We start from the raw sequence: 15,721 nt of genomic DNA, 5'->3' as shown, positions 1-15,721 counted from the left end.
CTACTTGCCCTCTCCGTTTCCCTTGGCTTTCTCAGGCTTGTTCTCGCTCTTGCCGCCGCTCTTGTCCTTGGCAAGGTCCTGGCCGGGCACCACAGCGGGGGCAGGCGCCGGGACTGGTGCCTGCACTGGTGCCTGTGCAGGGGCCTGCGCCGGCTCCTGCAGATTGACCGCCTCAGCGGGCTGGGCGTCGGCGGGGACAGCGTCGACGGGCGCCGGCGCGAGAGATACAGCGGGCACCACCGGCGCAGTGGGCTGCGGTTCGGCCTGGGAAATGCCGGTGTCTGCAGGCTGGGAGGGATCCGCCGTGTTGCCTGTAGGAGTAAGCCCCTGGGAGAGGATCAGCAAAGCGAGCGGTATGGTGACCGCCGCTGCGGCCACGCTCCTGACGGTCTTAGGCCGGCGTTTACTGAAGCCCCTGAGACTGGTAACAGTGGCTTGCCGCTTGGTTGGCGTGCGGAGTGGTGGCCGGGACGGAACGGAAGGAAGCAGCGCGGTCCTTCGCCCCGACTGGATCCCTTCTTCGGCGAGCGCCTGTTCAACGTGCTGCGCTGTGGGGCGCTTTTCGGGGTCCATGTCCGTCATGGCTTCGAGGAGCTCACGCAGCGGGCCGGGCAGTTCCACGGGGACCTGCGGCGCCCGGTGGAGGCGGGCTGATGCCGTTTCAATAGGTGTCCCGGGGTACTCAGCCCGCCCGGTGAGGCATTCGAGGAGTACCAGGCCCAGCGAGTAGATGTCGCTTGCGGGGGTCAGCGAAAGACCCTGTGCCTGCTCCGGGCTGAGGTATTGGGCGGTGCCAACGGTGAAGCCTGTTGCGGTGAGGCGGTTGTCGTTCATCACCAGCGCGACGCCAAAGTCCGCCAACTTCACTGTTTGCGCCAACCCGTCGTCGTCGGAGACCAGGATGTTGGCAGGCTTGATATCCCGGTGGATGACGCCGTGTTCGTGGACCTGGGACAACGCTCCGGCAATCCGGATGCCAATGCGGGCAGTCTCCGGAACGGTGAGTGGCCCGTCGGACAGCACGGCTCGCAGGTCGCGGCCCTCAGCGAGTTCCATCACCAGAAAGGCGCGTTCTTCGTCGTTCCGGGTATCGACGCCAGCATCGAAGGCTGCGACGAGTCCGGGATGGTCAAACCCTGCCAGAAGCCGCATTTCGTTTTCCTGCCGGCCGCGGAAGGAGTCATCTCCGGAGCCCGGGAGGAATATCTTGATGGCCACTTCGCGGCCCAGCAGCAGGTCCGTTGCCCGGTAGACAGTGGACATGGCGCCCCTGCCCAGCACGGGTCCCAGCTGGTAGCGCCCGTCAAGTGTGTCGTCGATGGAATCGGGGACGCGGGAGTCCACGGCCTCTTCATTGTTGCCCACGAATGGTCACGCCCTTCAGGCCCACTTGGGTGCCCCGGACCAACCCGCCGTCCGACGCACCAAGCAATGCCGTCAATCAAACTCACGATGGCCGCGGGGCCGACTGCTTCAGCCCCTTACGGCCCAGGCAAACAGCCCAAGCAGCATCATCCGGTTACACCAGATAAGTCATCAGGATACTGATTAACCAGCAGGGAGGGCAATGTGGAGTACCGGCGAACGCCGGAATCAGGCGCTGCGAACCCGATCCACGGCCCTGCGAAGTACCCCGGATTGAACACCCAACGACCATTCAGCCACGTCAGTGACGAACCGGGTAAATGCCTCGTAATCAAAGGACGCTGGATTGTTGACATAAGAGCCCACGCCGTCGATGGCCACCCAGATCCGGATGCATGCAGAGAACGGGTCATCCACCGCGAAGTCACCGGAGGTAACACCATCCTCAATGAGTGCTGTCAGCCGCGACCTATCCAGGTATTCCTGCGCCAGCAGCGCCTCGGACAAGGCCGGAATGAAGCGGGACAGGTGCCGGGCATTGAGCCACAGCCTGGTGAGCTCGAAGGCGCCATTTCCCTCTATGCGTCCGATGAGGTGGGCCATTCGCTCCAGGGGAGTCCCGCCGTCGGGGAACAACTCTTCCCGCTCCTCCGAAACGGCGAGGACGAAGGCCGCGATCACCAGGTCCTCGGCGGCCGGGTAGTAGTGGCTGATCAGCCCGGGGCGCACACCCAGCCGGTCAGCTACGGCGCGGAGGGTGATCCGCTCCAGCCCCTCATTCAGGGCGATCGAAGCAGCTTCGGCCAGAATTTCGGCGCGGCGCTCGTCAGGTAATTTTCGAACACGTTGGGACGTGGGGCTTGACACCATGCCCATCAGTCTATTGGATTAGTGACCAATAGCACGTTGGTCATGCGACCAATAGCGTCCCTGGGCCGGTATCCCAGCGTTGCGAACCGGTCCTTGCCCGAGAGGAACAGCGTTGTCCCAGCACCATATGACCGATGCGGTCAGCTACCCCGAACCCCTTGCCCACCCCGAAAAACGCGGCATTGAACTCATCGAATCGTCCGAACGCCATGGCCGTGCCCGGGACCTCTTCCCGGTGTGGGCCGCCCCAAACGTCAGCGTCCTCAACTTCACGGTGGGCGCCACGCTCATCCTGCTGGGCATGGAGCTCTGGCAGGCTTTCCTGGTCATCATCGCGGGCAGCCTCCCGTGGATCCTCACCGGCATCGTGGCCACCAGCGGCCCGGCAGCAGGCACCTCCGGCTCCGTCATCACAAGGGCCATATACGGAATCCGCGGGAACAGGGTGGTTGTCGCCTTCTTTGGCTGGTTCATTTCCGCCGTTTTCCTGGCGCTCAACTGGCTCGCGTCCTCGTTCATGGGCGCTGAGCTCCTGGCGCAGATTGGCTTCACCGATCCCGTCCTTGTGCCGGTGCTCGTCACCATTATTGTTGCCGCCATCACCGTGCTGGTGGCTGTGTTCGGCCACAGCCTGATCCTGCGCAGCTACCCCGTGGTTGCCTCGGTGTTGCTTGCCATCTTCCTGCTGGTGACGGCCTTCGTCCTGCCGCACGTGCAGTGGGGATACACGGCTCCTGCACCGTTGGAGGGTCTGCCGCTATGGTCTGCGATGACCATCGGATTCGCCATCCTCGCTTCCTCTCCCCTGTCCTACTCAAATAGCCCGGACCTGGCGCGATACCTCCCCACATCCACCAAGCCTTCGCACATCATCGCGGCCACAGCGCTCGGTGGCGCCCTGCCAGCCATCTTCTTCACATCAGTGGGCGCATTGCTCGCAACAGGGATTGACGCCGCAGCGATGGATCTTGGCATCGAATCGGCGCTTCTGGCCCTGCTCCCGGCCTGGCTCGGGCCCATCTTCGTGGTGGGCGTCATCATCAACACCATCGCGCTCAACGGCATGACCACCTACACGGCGAGCATGGCGTTCCAGTCCATCGGCGTCCCCATCCGTCGCATCCCCTCGGCGGTGGTAGTTGGAGCGATCGGCACAGCGCTGACCATCTACCTCGTCATGTCCACCAGCCTGCTGGACGCCGTGAACCTCATGCTGCAGCTCTTGGTCCTCATCTCCGGACCCACCATGACAGTCTTCGCCACCGACGTCATCCTCCGACGCAACCGCTACAGCGGCGATGACCTCTTTGACGAGCAGCCCGGCAGCCGCTTCTGGTACTCCGGCGGCTGGCACGTCCCCGGCTTGCTCGCCATCGGCCTTGGCGCAGCCGTGGCCTCCCTGTTCCTCACCAGCTCTGTGTGGACCGGCCCTATCGCCGCGGCTATGGGCTTCCTGGACCTCTCGGTGCCGGTGTCCATGGTGGTGACAGCCGGGGTCTACATCGCCCTGACGCGCCTCGCCGCGAAACGCCGCCCCACCGCAATCCCCTCCATCGAAGGAGCCCCCGCATGACCACCACCGGAGCCCATCCCCCGCGTTACGTTGGCGCCGCCGGCCAACCCACCGTGGACTCTTGGCAGGAAGGTCCGCATAACCGGTGGACCTTCGCCCACCTTGGTGAAATGCTGCCGACGGCGTCAGTCACCCGCCACTTCCCGGCCGCCCCGGCAGCGGCTACTGAGCGGCTGGATGCCCTTGCCGTTCCAGGCCTGAGCCAACGGCTGGAGGAGAGCTACACCGACGCATTCCTGGTCCTGCACCGCAACAATGTCATTGCGGAGTACTACCGCCCTGGCTTCGCCCCCGATGACCTGCACCTGGTCATGAGCATTTCGAAGTCGATGTGCGGCCTGGTGGTCGGGGCCTTGGTGGATTCCGGAGACATCGTCACGTCCGACCGCGTTGTCCACTACGTCCCCGAACTCGCCGGATCGGCCTATGACGGTCCCACCATCCAGCACGTGCTTGATATGGCCATCCACCTCAACTACAGCGAGGACTACATGGATCCCGCCTCCGAGGTGCAGACCCACGACCGCTCCTCCGGCTGGCGCACCCGCCGGGACGGCGACCCCCAGGACACCTACGAGTTCCTCACCACGCTCACAGGCAACGGAACCGTGGGCCGCTTCCAGTACTGCTCCGCGAACACCGACGTCCTGGCTTGGATCATCGAGCGCGTGACCGGGCTCCGCTACTCAGAGGCCCTGTCCAAGTACCTGTGGTCCAAGCTCGACGCAGACCGGGACGCCACCATCACCGTCGATTCCAGTGGCTTCGGTTTCGCTAACGGCGGGGTCTCCTGCACTGCCCGCGACCTCGCGCGGGTGGGCCGGTTAATGCTCGACGGCGGCGTAGGTCCGGCGGGCCGGGTGGTGTCCGAGGGGTGGGTCCGCAGCATACTCGCTGGCGGAGACCGGGAAGCCATGGCCGACGCTTCCTTCACCGGCATACACCCCCAGGGCTCCTACACCCGTCAGTGGTGGTGCACGGGAAACGAGCGAGGCAACGTGACAGGAATCGGCATCTACGGCCAGTACCTCTGGATCGATCCCGCCACCGATACCGTGGTGGTCCAGCTCTCCACCTGGCCGGAACCGGATAGCGGCCACCTCCACGAGCTCCAGAACCAGCTGCTCCTCGATGTCAGCCGCTCCTTGGATCAGCCCCTCGCATCACAAGAGATACCAACAGAAGAAACAGCCCAGGAAAGCAAGGAAACCGCAGCGTGAGAACCCAGCTCTACACCAACGCCCGCATCTTCACCTCCGATACCCGCCGCTGGGCTGAGGCTATGCTCGTCCAAGGTGAACGCATCCTCTACGTTGGGGACAGCGATACCGCGGAGCGTCTTCGCCCGGACGCCCAACGAATTGACCTTGAGGGCCGCTTGGTGGTCCCCGGTTTCGTGGATGGGCACGCCCATGTTGTGGGCACCGGCGAAGCCCTGGGACAGGTCAGCCTGTGGGGTGCCCGATCCGTGGAGGAAATCCAGCAACGAATCAAGGCAAGGGCCACCGAACGCCCGGATGCCGAGAGGATCCTGGCCACTGGCTGGCTGCACGGTGCCATCCCAGGCGGTGTACCGGACGCGGGGATGCTGGACGCCGTAGTCCAGGACAGGCCTGTGTATGCCTTCGCTTACGACTTCCACTCGGTGTGGGTGAACTCCGCGGCGCTGACTGAACTCGGGATTGATGACCACACTAAGAACCCGCACGGCGGCACCATCAAACGCGACTCTCACGGGCACGCCACCGGCTACATCGACGAGAACGCTTTCTACGACATGGTGCTCCCCTTCCTCGACTCCCAGGTAGGCGAAGACGAACACGGGGCCAGCATCGCCGCAGTCCAACAGGCCTACCGCGAAACCGGCGTCACCACAGCCTGCGATATGGGCTTCAACGAGACCGACCTCGAGGCCTTCAAACGTGCCGACAAAGACGGCACACTGACCAGCCGGCTCATCGCCTATTGGCGTGTTAACAACGCTGGATCGGCGGAGGAAAACATCGCCCAGGTACAGCGGGCGGCCGCGCTCGCCGTCGAACATGTTTCGCCGTTCCTGCGCGTGGTGGGCATCAAGGTGATCATCGACGGCACTATCGACGGGTGCACGGCCACCCTGGGTATGCCGTACGCCGATGGTTCGAATGCGGAACCGATCTGGAGCCTCGAGGAACTCGCGCCAGTGGTTGCCGCCGCAGATGCCGCCGGTTTGAAAGTTGCCATGCACGCCATAGGCGACGAATCGGTGCGGATCGCGATCGGCGCCGTGGAACACGCCGTTGCGGAGAACGGCCCCCGCGAGCGCCGCCACCGCATAGAGCATCTTGAGTTGGTGGACAGGGCCGACGTCGATCGCCTCGCCGCGCTGGGTATTACCGCCAGCATGCAGCCGGTCCACGCTGATCCCGCTATCAGCGAGAACTGGGCCGCCAAATTGGGTGACGACCGTGTGGAGCGCGGCTTCCCGTGGCCGTGGATCACCCAGGCGGGAGCGCGGCTGGCTTTCGGCACGGATTCCCCCACCTCGCCGCACGCACCGCTGCCCAATATGTATGTGGCCACCACCCGCGCTTCTGCTTTGGACGCGTCCGCTGGAACAAATGTCCCGGAGTTCGCACTGCCCCTCGCGGAATCGATCCAACATGCAACGCGGGATTCGGCCTGGACGTGCGGCGCGGAGCACGAAATTGGTCGGCTTACTGCCGGCCTGTACGCGGACTTCGTTGTCTTGGATACGGACGTACTCGCCACAGAGAGCCCTGCCTCGCTCCTCGAAGCCAAGGTTGTGCGAACTGTGGTGGGCGGACGCACAGTGTTCGAAAGGGACTAACCCGCCTGCCGATCCGGATTGCCCGCTGCTCCGAATCAGTGTCAAAGGTGGATCACTGTCAAAGGTCAGGAGCAGCGGGTCGCATGGAATTTCTGCAGGAAGCGTCGCGGTCGGGCAGCGCAGCGTTATCGGGCGTTGCTTCGCCGCGGCTCGAGGTGATCGCCACGGCCCTGGGGCCGTGTGTGGCACGCGTACAAGAATCCTCGGAAGGTGGCGGTGACTTCGCTGACGTTTACCTGCACGGGGCCGCGGGGTCGTGGACAACTTTCCAGCCGCTGCTCTCCGATACTCCAGAACGCGACCGCGTCCTCATAGACCTGCCGGGCTGGGGCGATTCCACCCAAGGTGCGCAGCTGGAGACGGCCACGATCGAAGCCATGGCGGGTGCCGTCGTCGAGGTTTTGACTGCCTTGGGGAACAACAAGTGGAACATCGTGGGCCATTCCATGGGAGGTGTCCTGGCCCTGCATATTGCTGCGGCATGGCCCGGATCCACCGTCAGCGTCGTGGTGGTTTCGGCAACCACTCTTGGAGTTGCCGGATCGGTGAAGAGCCCGTGGCGTGGGCTTGCCAAGATGCCATGGTTCGTGGGCATGCTGCTGCTCATGAACACCACCGCAGTCTTCGGAAACGCGGGAAGAGCCTTGATCCGCGGGGTCGGGCACACGCCATTGATGCGGCTTCTGCTGTCACCACTTTTCGCGGACCCGGCAGCCGTCCCCTCGGGCCTCATCCGCAGGCTGGCACAGGAAGCCCGGCCAGCCAGCTTCAGTGCAGCCGCGCGAGCCATTGCACTGTACGACTTTGGCCAGTGGCGCCGTATCAGCTGCCCCGTGCTGGCGATGCGTGGCGACCACGACGCCTTCACGCCAGCATCCGACCATTCCCAGCTGGCCTCGCTCGGCCCGCATGTCCAGATCGTGACGCTAACGGAGTGCGGACACTTCGCGATCGCCGAGCAGACCGCCGTCGTAAAGCAACTGATAGAGGAACTGCGGCAACGCTGAACGCCCGACGGCGACCTCCCGCCGTCGGGCGTTTGCCTTACGTGACGTAGCGAACTGCGGCCCGGCAGGACCTCAGGGCACAATGGAGAGCATGACCCTCACAACTTTCGCCCTCGTCCGCCATGGCCAGACCGATTGGAACGCGGAGCGCCGGTTGCAAGGGTCCACTGACATTCCGCTGAACGACGTCGGTCGCGGCCAGGCGCGCGACGCCGTCGCCTTCCTGTCGGACCAGCCTTGGGACACCGTGGTGTCCTCGCCCCTGGGCCGCGCCGCCGAAACTGCCGAGATCATCGCCGATGGACTGGGGCTGAAAGTTGCTCGGCTGGTTCCGGAGCTCACAGAGCGCAGCTTTGGTCCTGCCGAAGGACTTCAGGCCGGGCCTGAGCTGGAGGCTTTGCGCATCCCCGGAGGTTTCCGCGGCGGCGAAACTGACGAGGCCGCCGCTGATCGCGGCATTGCTGCCTTGGATGAGCTGGCCGAGGAGTTCGCCGGCAAGCGCGTCCTGGTGGTGGCTCACGGCACTTTGATTCGACTGACCCTGAGCCGGGCCATCGGACGCACCTTGGACAGCGTGCAGAACGCGGTCCTCAACCTGGCCCATCACCATGTCACGGACGGCTGGCAGCTGGAGTACTTCAACGGCGAGCGGGTCACGGCCGGCGTCGAGTCCTGAGCTAGGCTGCTACCGCGCTTCGAGGCGCGCCTTCAGCTGCTCCGCGTAGTCCGTGTACGCGGCGGCGATCTCTTCCAGGTCAACCGTTTGGGGGAAGTCGATCACGGGCTGGTGTTCCGCGAGGTAGGTGGTGGTTTCTTCGACCACGAGTTGCTCGTCGAAGCCCTCCAGCCCAACCTCAGCAAGGAATTCCGGGTTGGTGTGGACCAGGGATTCCCCGGTTTGTCCTTCGGATGCCCAACGCACCAAGTACTCGTTCTGGTTGACCATTTCAATGTCGAATGACTTCTCCATGGCAGCAGCCTACGCCGTTACGTGGCGGCTGCCGGCACACCGCGGGCAGCGATGAGGTCCAGCAGAGTCTCGGCCTCAAGGCCCAAAAGTGCGGCCGCCAGGCTCCCCATCAGGTCCAGCACATACTCACTGCCGGCACTTCCGGCCAGCACATCCATGACAAGTCCATCTTCCTGGGCAACCAGGGTGCGGGCGATCTTGGCCGGGTCCAGAAGGGGAGCGAACTCGCCGGAGCGGGTTCCGGCGTCGATGATTTCACGGTAGACGCCTTCCTGCGCACGGGTGAGCTCGTCTTGGATCCGGCGCTGCTCGGGGTCTCGCAGCATGTGGGGCCAGTATTCGTAGAGGATCCGGGAGACATCATCGTCAAGCCCGGCAGTGGTTCCCGCGCTGATGACCGCGGCGAGCCTGGCTGTGGGGGGCATGCTCTGATCCACGGCTTCGGCGAGCTTCTCTAGAAATCTGCCGGAGGAAGCCTGCACGGCTGCAGCGATGATGTCGGCGTGGCTGCCGAAGTAGTAGAGCACGGCGTTTGCGGCCATGCCTGCCTCCGCGGCAATGGCGCGGAGTGTGGCCCCCTCAGCGCCGTCGCGCGCTGCAACAGCCTGGGCTGCCGCCACTATTTCACGGCGTCGGATTTCCTTCTTGTCTGCCTTGGCCACTACCGCTCCCCCGGGGACTCTTGAAAATTCCTGTTGACATTGACTCTAGACCGGTATTGAATGGCATTCAAATTTGAATGTGATTCAAATTACTGATTCAACGAGGAGTCTCCGTGTCCCATCCCCCTTCCCGCATCTCACTCGCCAAAGACCCAACCCCGAAGGACCCAACATCCAAGGGCCTGAAAGCCGGCTCCATCGGCATCGGTCCAACAGTCGCCCTCGGACTGGCCGCCGTCGCCCCCGCCTACAGCCTGGCCGTGACCCTGGGCTTCGTGGTCCTTGCCGTTGGGGCGAGCACCCCTGCAGCGTTCCTGCTTGGCTTTGTCCCCATCCTCTTTACCGCCCTCGCGTTCAGGGACCTCAACAGGGAAATGCCTGACTGCGGCGGCGTTTTCGTCTGGATCACCCGCGTTTTCGGACCGGTTGCAGGCTGGTTCCTTGGCGGATGGGTGCCACAGATGGCCACGTTCATTGCGAGCGCCGCACTAGCTCAAGTGGCCACAACCTATCTGCTCAACTTCCTTGGTTTGGCCTGGATCGCCGCGGAGCCTATCGCAGTAGCTGCCATCGCGTGTGGGCTGATCGTCCTGAGTGCTTGGATCGCGGCGAGGGGAATCGAACTATCCGCCTGGGTGCAGTATGCGCTGATTGCCCTCCAGCTGGTGGCGCTTGGCGGTTTCTGTGTCGCGGCTTTCGCGGCGATGGCCACGGGCACCTCCGTCGGAACGGCAGAAGGTGGCGCCGAACAGCCAAGCCTGGAGTGGTTCAACCCCTTTGCATCCGGCGACATGTCCGGGCTCGTGTCCGGCGTCATCCTGTGCCTGTTCATTTATTGGGGCTGGGATGCGCTGATAGCGGTGAACGAAGAAACCACGGACCGAAAGGGAACTCCCGGCAAGGCCGTAGTCATCACCACCGTCATCCTGCTGTTCTTCTACGTGGTGACGGCCACGGCCGCCGTGGGATTTGCCGGGACTGCGAGCATCACCGATCCTGAAACCGTCTCTGATGTCCTCTCGGTCCTCGGTCCGCAGGCGACAGGAGATGTGTTTGGCCAGGTCATCATCCTGGCCGTGGGCCTTTCAGCGTTGGCAGCACTGATGACAGTAGCTGTCAGCACGCCGCGGACCTGGCTCAGCATGGGCACCTATGGTGCGCTCCCCAAGGCGACAACCAAGATGCACTCCAAGCGAGGAACACCCACCACCTCCATCGCCTGCTGGGCGGTCATCACCATGGCCATAACCTTGGGACTAACGGCAATCAGCGCTGACTTCATCGGGCTGGCCATCCTCTCCGTGGGCCTGATGATCGCGGCTTACTACGCGGCCACCGCCTTGGCATCCGTGGTGTACTTCGCCCCGCTGATGCGCACCTCTGCATCCGCCCTGATCCTGAAGGGCCTCCTTCCTGGTTTGGGAGCACTTCTGATGATCGGAGCGTTCGCGTACAGCGCCGTGGACATGCTGTCCCCTGAATACGCGGGGCTGGCCTGGCTGGGCATCGGCTCGGTGTTCTGGATCGGCATCGGTGCGCTGGCCTTGGGCCTGGTGGTCACCGCGATCTTGAGGACCAGACTGCGCCGCTTCTTCTCCAGCAAAACCATCCCCCGCGGAAACGTCACCACCCGGCACCAACTTCCATCCATTCTCAGCAACGAAACCGAGGCATAAATGCGCATCCTGTCCATCGCAGCACTTCAGACCAACCCCGTCCCCCACGACCTCGAGGCCACGTGGGCCCGGTTCGAGGCCCAAGCCGAATCAGCCAAGAAGCTCGGCCCGGACGTGGACGTCATCGTGGTTCCGGAGCTGCTGCTGTCCGCGCCGGGCGAGTTCCTGCTCCCGGACCCCGACGGCGAAACGCGCTCTGCCGCACCCATCCCCAGCCCACTTACCCACCGCATCTCCGCACTGGCCCGCAGACTTAATGTCTGGCTCGTACCCGGTTCACTGCTGGAAACGGACAACGGGAACACTTACAACACAGCCATCGCCGTCTCCCCGCAAGGCGAGATCGTGGCCCGCTACCGGAAGCTCTTTCCGTGGCGCCCGTTCGAAACCACCACGCCCGGCGATTCCTTCGTCACTTTCGACATCCCCGGCTGCGGACGGATCGGCCTGGCCATCTGCTTCGACGGCAGCTTCCCCGAAGTGGCCCGCCAGCTCGCGTGGCTAGGCGCAGAAGTCATCATCCAGCCCACACTCACCACCACCCGGGACCGGGCCATGGAAATCGTCATGTCCCAGGCCAACGCCTTCGCCAACCAGGTGTATGTGGTGAACGTCAACGGCGCATCCCCCTCCGGCGTGGGCGAAAGCGTCATCGTCGACCCGGAGGGCACCATCATGCAGCAGGCTCGGGGCGGCGAAGAGATCCTGTTCGCCGTGCTGGACTTGGACCGGGTCACCCAACTCCGCCGCTATGGAACGCATGGCATTAACCGTCCGTGGGCCCAGCTCCGGGACCAGGAAGGTATGCTGCGCTTCCCCATGTTCGGGGGCGCACACTTCCAAGCGCCGGACTGGAGCGGGGATTCGGTGGACGCGCGACAAGCCAGCACTACGGCCTGACGACGCACCCAAGGTGAGAAGCATTCGACGGCGGGCTGCCGCCGTCGAACGCTTTTCCCTCACCCTAGAGAAGATCAGGTTACTTACTTCTATACTGGCGTTGTGATGGCATCACTGTGGTTCGGATTGATTGCCTCCAGCGCCTTGGTCATAGGCGCTTTCGTGGGCGTGCGCTTCGAGCTGCCGAAGCGGCTTCTGGCCATCCTGCTGTCGTTCGCGGCGGGGTCCCTTATTACCGCCCTGGCGTTCGAACTGTTCGAGGACGCCTACGAACAAGGCGGGATTGTGCGCGCGGCGTTGGGACTGCTGGCCGGCGCCATAGTGTTTACGACCCTCAGCGCCTTGCTCGATCGTTGGGCGCAGCCCGGAGGCAAGTCCAAAACCAAGGCCGCGGACGAAATACAGGGCAGCCCCAAACTGGACACCGACGCCGCCGCTTCGGACAAAGCTGCCACCTCCGCCTCAACGCGCGGCGCGGCCGGCATGGCATTGCTCGCGGCCGTGACGTTGGATGGCGTGCCCGAAAACCTCGCCCTGGGCATCTCCCTGGGCGAAGGATCCGGCGGCCTGGCACTGCTGGCGGCCATCTTCGTTTCCAACCTGCCAGAGGCCTTGGTGGGCGCATCATCCATGAAGAGCCAAGGCCGGAAAGCCGGGCCCATCATGCTGCTTTGGAGCGTCTGCGCAGTGCTGCTGGTTGCCGCCGTGGTACTGGGGGCGGGGCCTTTGTCCTCCGCCGAGCCCGCAACCATCTCCCTGCCTTTGGCCTTTGCAGCGGGAGCCGTGATCGCATCCCTCGCGGACACACTCATGCCCGAGGCCTACGAGCACGGCGGCCCGGCTGTGGCGCTAAGCACCGCAGCTGGATTTGTTTTGTCGTTCACGCTCTCGCTCGCTTGAGCCGCCGGAGGCAAACACAAGAAAAGACACGACGGCGGAGGTCGCCGTCGTGCGCTTTCTTCGCTGGTTGCGGCCGCTAGACCTCGGGGCGCCGCTCAACAACCGTGTGGGGATCGCCGCGGCGCTCAACAACGGTACGGCGGGTGCGGTTGGACATGGCGATGGAAATGATGAGGCCGATGATGCCTACGCCAATCAGGATGTAGCCAACCAGTACCTGGTCAAGGAAGGGAATGATTCCGGGGGCGAGCGCGAAAGCCAGAATAGCTCCGATGGCAATCAGGGCAATGGAAGAACCGATTCTCATAGCGTGCTCCTCATGTTTGTTCGGCGCAGTCAGGGTCTGCAGCCGAATCTGTATCATCAGGATACTTATGACCTACCGCTCCGACCAGACATTGCCGCGCCGCATTAGTCAGCATTAATCAGTGGCCGTAGCGCTCAGCCACCCGGGCGATCGCGTCCTCAGGGGTGGGCGGGGGGCCGAAGACCTGCTCCTGGCGGGTGGTGTCCGCCACGTACTTTCCGGTCTCGAACCACGCCACCATGCTCGCCATATCTGCCACCAACGGAAGGACCTTTGACGTGACCTTGCCGAGTGCGGCGATCGCTCCGGAAGGTATGGACATCACCTTGACCTGCTTGCCGGCCCGGCGACCAGCCAGTTCGGCGGCTTCATGAATGCTCAGGGGCCTGCTCCACCCAATGTCGATGCGCTCCCCCTCAACAATGTCGGCATCAACCGCCTCCGCAAGGTAAGCGGCGACATCGCTGGCCAGCACGAACGTGAGCCGGGCATCCTTGGATCCGAGCCACACGAAGCGCCCCTTCTCGAAGGGATCACCACCCATTCCCACCGCTTGGTCAAAGAAAGCACCCGGACGGAGGGCCACGAAGGGTACCCCGAGCTCCTCGAATTTGTCCTCGGCCAGTTTCTTGTTCCAGAAATGGGGAATCTGGGGAGTTTGGTCACTGGTGACGATGCTGATCAGCACAAAGCGAGGCACACGGGCATGCTTGGCCGCGACAGCCAGATTGCTATTGCCGAAGGTGTCTATGGCTTTGGCGTTCTTGTCATTCCGCGTGTAGCCGGCCGCCGTCGAAATGGCCGCGGAAACGCCCGTCATCGCTGTGACCAAGGAGGCGGCGTCCAGCATGTCACCCCGGGCGATCTCTACGCCTTTGGCCTCAAGTTTGGCGGCGTTGGACTTGGGCCTCACTAAAGCGCGAACCTTCTTTCCGCGCTTGAGAAGCTCGTCCACCACCTGGCCGCCCAGGAAACCCGTGGCGCCAACAACAAGGACAGGCAGGTCTTCGGCCACAGTTTCTCCTCCAGGTTCGTTCCTAGGGTCAGTGGTAGCACGCGATGGGAACTGCGGGCTAGGGTGCGCCGCGCCTTCCCAGCTATAGTGCACTCAAAGTGCAGTATGATGCACTAATGGATGAAAGCACCACCACACTTTCCTTGGCCATCGGAGCCCGGGTTAGACAAGAACGCCAAAACCGCGGATGGACCCTTGATCAGTTGGCTGAAGCTGCCGGCGTGAGTCGGCGGATGATCATCAACGTGGAGCAGGGAGCCGCGAACCCCAGCGTCGGGACACTACTGCGCATCAGTGATGCCCTAGGCGTCGGACTTCCCGCACTGGTTGAATCCCCACGCCCCAAGCCGGTCAAAGTGACCCGCAGCGGCGAAGGCGCAACCTTATGGACCAGCGAGCAGGGCGGACGCGGAGTCCTGGTCGCCGGTACCGAATCTCCGGATGTGGTGGAACTGTGGGACTGGACCTTGGGCCCGGGAGACCAGCACGGCAGCGAAGCCCACGCCACTGGAACCAAGGAACTCCTGCAGGTTCTCCACGGCACCCTGACCGTGGACGTTGACGGGCATATGAACACCCTTGAGGCGGGAGATTCCATGACCTTCCCGGGCGACGTCGCCCACTCCTACGCAAACCCCGGCACAGATCCCGTCCGATTCTCCCTGGCAGTGTTCGAGCCTGGCGTGGGCTCAGGACACCTGCAGGAGGCTGGCTCATGAAGACCCGCCAACGCATCCCCGTTCCACCGTGGGGGCTCGCGGTTGCGGCCATGATCTCCGTCCAGCTGAGCTCCGCTTTCTCCGTGGACCTCATCGCCGACGTGGGTCCGGCCGGTACCGCATGGCTGAGGTTGAGCATGGGTGCCATCATCTTCCTGGCCATTGCCCGCCCGCCGCTTCGCTCTGTACGCCGCCCTGACATCCTGCCCCTCCTGGGCCTCGGCGTAGCCACAGGCCTCATGACCATCATGTTCCTCGCCGCGATTGAGCGCATACCGCTGGGCACCACGGTGGCCATCGAGTTCCTCGGACCGCTGACGGTGGCAGCAATCCGGAGCCACAACCACAAGGCCCTGGCGTGGCCGGCGTTGGCGTTGGCCGGGGTCGTCCTTTTAACAGAACCCTGGCATGGCGAGATCGACGCCCTTGGTGTGATGTTCGCAGCCATCGCGGCCGCTGGCTGGGGTGCCTACATCCTGCTGACCCAACGAGTTGGTGATCGCTTCACGGGAACCGGAGCACTCTCACTCACAGTCCCGGTGGCAGCTGTTACGGCCGCAATCGTGGGCGTCCCACAGGCCGCCGGACACCTTAGCTGGGAAGTCCTGCTGGCTGCCCTCGGGGTCGCCGTACTGATGCCAGTGCTCCCCTTCATCCTGGAAATGATGGCCTTGCGACGCATGACGTCCACCGCTTTCGGCACGCTGATGTCCCTGGAGCCGGCATTTGGCGTGCTTCTCGGGCTGCTGGTGTTGCATCAACATCCGTCCATCATCCAGTTCGTTGGCATCACACTGGTGGTGGTTGCGGGCGCTGCGGCCCAGCGCGGCGGGGACAGGCGCCCGTCGTCACCAGAACCCGTCACCGGCCTGGAACCGCCCCTTCCCCATGCCCTACCTGCCACCAGCCCACGAAACGAGGTCTGAG

Annotated in this window: 16 protein-coding genes; 10 read left to right on the top strand and 6 right to left on the bottom strand. The window is 63.8% G+C overall.

Going from position 1 to position 15,721, the window contains the following annotated elements:
• Both J3A64_RS19570 and J3A64_RS19565 read right to left on the bottom strand, forming a co-directional pair.
• Positions 1-1,365, bottom strand: coding sequence for a serine/threonine-protein kinase (locus J3A64_RS19570; protein ID WP_210065476.1), 1,365 nt, complete (start codon positions 1,363-1,365; stop codon positions 1-3).
• Positions 1,366-1,593: 228 nt separating this feature from the next.
• On the bottom strand, positions 1,594-2,235 hold the full coding sequence (locus J3A64_RS19565; protein WP_043806680.1) for a TetR family transcriptional regulator: 642 nt from the start codon (positions 2,233-2,235) through the stop codon (positions 1,594-1,596).
• A gap of 127 nt (positions 2,236-2,362) precedes the next feature.
• On the opposite strand from J3A64_RS19565, the gene J3A64_RS19560 reads away from it, so the two are divergent.
• The 5 genes from J3A64_RS19560 (at position 2,363) to J3A64_RS19540 (ending at position 8,321) form a co-directional block, all read left to right on the top strand.
• Positions 2,363-3,808, top strand: a complete 1,446-nt coding sequence (locus J3A64_RS19560; RefSeq protein WP_210066256.1) for a cytosine permease — start codon at positions 2,363-2,365, stop codon at positions 3,806-3,808.
• Positions 3,805-5,028 (top strand): serine hydrolase, encoded by a 1,224-nt coding sequence (locus tag J3A64_RS19555; RefSeq protein WP_014923156.1) that lies wholly within the window; start codon positions 3,805-3,807, stop codon positions 5,026-5,028. The genes J3A64_RS19560 and J3A64_RS19555 overlap by 4 nt, the downstream gene beginning before the upstream one ends.
• On the top strand, positions 5,025-6,638 hold the full coding sequence (locus J3A64_RS19550; protein ID WP_210065475.1) for an amidohydrolase: 1,614 nt from the start codon (positions 5,025-5,027) through the stop codon (positions 6,636-6,638). The genes J3A64_RS19555 and J3A64_RS19550 overlap by 4 nt, the downstream gene beginning before the upstream one ends.
• Positions 6,639-6,721: 83 nt before the next feature.
• Entirely contained in the window at positions 6,722-7,645 is a 924-nt protein-coding gene (locus J3A64_RS19545; protein WP_210065474.1) for an alpha/beta fold hydrolase, read from the top strand.
• Between the two features lie 82 nt (positions 7,646-7,727).
• Entirely contained in the window at positions 7,728-8,321 is a 594-nt protein-coding gene (locus J3A64_RS19540) for a histidine phosphatase family protein (protein WP_210065473.1), read from the top strand.
• 9 nt (positions 8,322-8,330) lie between these two features.
• Here J3A64_RS19540 and J3A64_RS19535 read toward each other — a convergent pair whose 3' ends face one another.
• Positions 8,331-8,615: a hypothetical protein gene (locus J3A64_RS19535; protein WP_011776556.1), complete on the bottom strand. Its 285-nt coding sequence runs from the start codon at positions 8,613-8,615 to the stop codon at positions 8,331-8,333.
• 17 nt (positions 8,616-8,632) lie between these two features.
• Positions 8,633-9,277, bottom strand: coding sequence for a TetR family transcriptional regulator C-terminal domain-containing protein (locus J3A64_RS24000; protein WP_210065472.1), 645 nt, complete (start codon positions 9,275-9,277; stop codon positions 8,633-8,635).
• A gap of 113 nt (positions 9,278-9,390) precedes the next feature.
• Between J3A64_RS24000 and J3A64_RS19525 the strand changes: the two genes are divergently transcribed.
• The 3 genes from J3A64_RS19525 to J3A64_RS19515 all read left to right on the top strand — a co-directional run bounded on the left by J3A64_RS19525 (position 9,391) and on the right by J3A64_RS19515 (position 12,753).
• Positions 9,391-10,953: an APC family permease gene (locus tag J3A64_RS19525; RefSeq protein ID WP_011776558.1), complete on the top strand. Its 1,563-nt coding sequence runs from the start codon at positions 9,391-9,393 to the stop codon at positions 10,951-10,953.
• Positions 10,954-11,853, top strand: a complete 900-nt coding sequence (locus J3A64_RS19520; protein ID WP_210065471.1) for a carbon-nitrogen hydrolase family protein — start codon at positions 10,954-10,956, stop codon at positions 11,851-11,853.
• Between the two features lie 102 nt (positions 11,854-11,955).
• Positions 11,956-12,753: a ZIP family metal transporter gene (locus tag J3A64_RS19515; RefSeq protein WP_210065470.1), complete on the top strand. Its 798-nt coding sequence runs from the start codon at positions 11,956-11,958 to the stop codon at positions 12,751-12,753.
• 76 nt (positions 12,754-12,829) lie between these two features.
• On the opposite strand, the gene J3A64_RS19510 is transcribed toward J3A64_RS19515, so the two are convergent.
• Both J3A64_RS19510 and J3A64_RS19505 read right to left on the bottom strand, forming a co-directional pair.
• A complete protein-coding gene (locus J3A64_RS19510) occupies positions 12,830-13,060 on the bottom strand; it encodes a DUF6458 family protein (protein WP_043470828.1) in 231 nt (76 codons plus the stop codon).
• Positions 13,061-13,178: 118 nt separating this feature from the next.
• Positions 13,179-14,075, bottom strand: coding sequence for an SDR family oxidoreductase (locus J3A64_RS19505; RefSeq protein ID WP_014923163.1), 897 nt, complete (start codon positions 14,073-14,075; stop codon positions 13,179-13,181).
• Positions 14,076-14,191: 116 nt separating this feature from the next.
• Here J3A64_RS19505 and J3A64_RS19500 point away from each other — a divergent pair, with 116 nt between their 5' ends.
• The gene (locus J3A64_RS19500) at positions 14,192-14,794 is read left to right on the top strand and encodes a helix-turn-helix domain-containing protein (RefSeq protein WP_210065469.1); all 603 of its coding nucleotides are present in this window, start codon (positions 14,192-14,194) and stop codon (positions 14,792-14,794) included.
• Entirely contained in the window at positions 14,791-15,720 is a 930-nt protein-coding gene (locus J3A64_RS19495; protein WP_210065468.1) for a DMT family transporter, read from the top strand. The genes J3A64_RS19500 and J3A64_RS19495 overlap by 4 nt, the downstream gene beginning before the upstream one ends.
• Position 15,721: the final 1 nt, after the last annotated feature.

The organism is Pseudarthrobacter sp. PvP004 (assembly GCF_017876035.1).
Classification (GTDB): Bacteria; Actinomycetota; Actinomycetes; order Actinomycetales; family Micrococcaceae; genus Arthrobacter; species Arthrobacter aurescens_A.
This window is presented reverse-complemented; position numbering and strand designations above follow the sequence as displayed.

Coding starts and splice junctions, on each gene's coding strand:
- J3A64_RS19555 (WP_014923156.1), top strand. CDS start 3,805: ATGACCACCACCGGAGCCCATCCCCCGCGTTACGTTGGCGCCGCCGGC.
- J3A64_RS19540 (WP_210065473.1), top strand. CDS start 7,728: ATGGAGAGCATGACCCTCACAACTTTCGCCCTCGTCCGCCATGGCCAG.
- J3A64_RS19545 (WP_210065474.1), top strand. CDS start 6,722: ATGGAATTTCTGCAGGAAGCGTCGCGGTCGGGCAGCGCAGCGTTATCG.
- J3A64_RS19510 (WP_043470828.1), bottom strand. CDS start 13,060: ATGAGAATCGGTTCTTCCATTGCCCTGATTGCCATCGGAGCTATTCTG.
- J3A64_RS19535 (WP_011776556.1), bottom strand. CDS start 8,615: ATGGAGAAGTCATTCGACATTGAAATGGTCAACCAGAACGAGTACTTG.
- J3A64_RS19565 (WP_043806680.1), bottom strand. CDS start 2,235: ATGGTGTCAAGCCCCACGTCCCAACGTGTTCGAAAATTACCTGACGAG.
- J3A64_RS19520 (WP_210065471.1), top strand. CDS start 10,954: ATGCGCATCCTGTCCATCGCAGCACTTCAGACCAACCCCGTCCCCCAC.
- J3A64_RS19500 (WP_210065469.1), top strand. CDS start 14,192: ATGGATGAAAGCACCACCACACTTTCCTTGGCCATCGGAGCCCGGGTT.
- J3A64_RS19560 (WP_210066256.1), top strand. CDS start 2,363: ATGACCGATGCGGTCAGCTACCCCGAACCCCTTGCCCACCCCGAAAAA.
- J3A64_RS19495 (WP_210065468.1), top strand. CDS start 14,791: ATGAAGACCCGCCAACGCATCCCCGTTCCACCGTGGGGGCTCGCGGTT.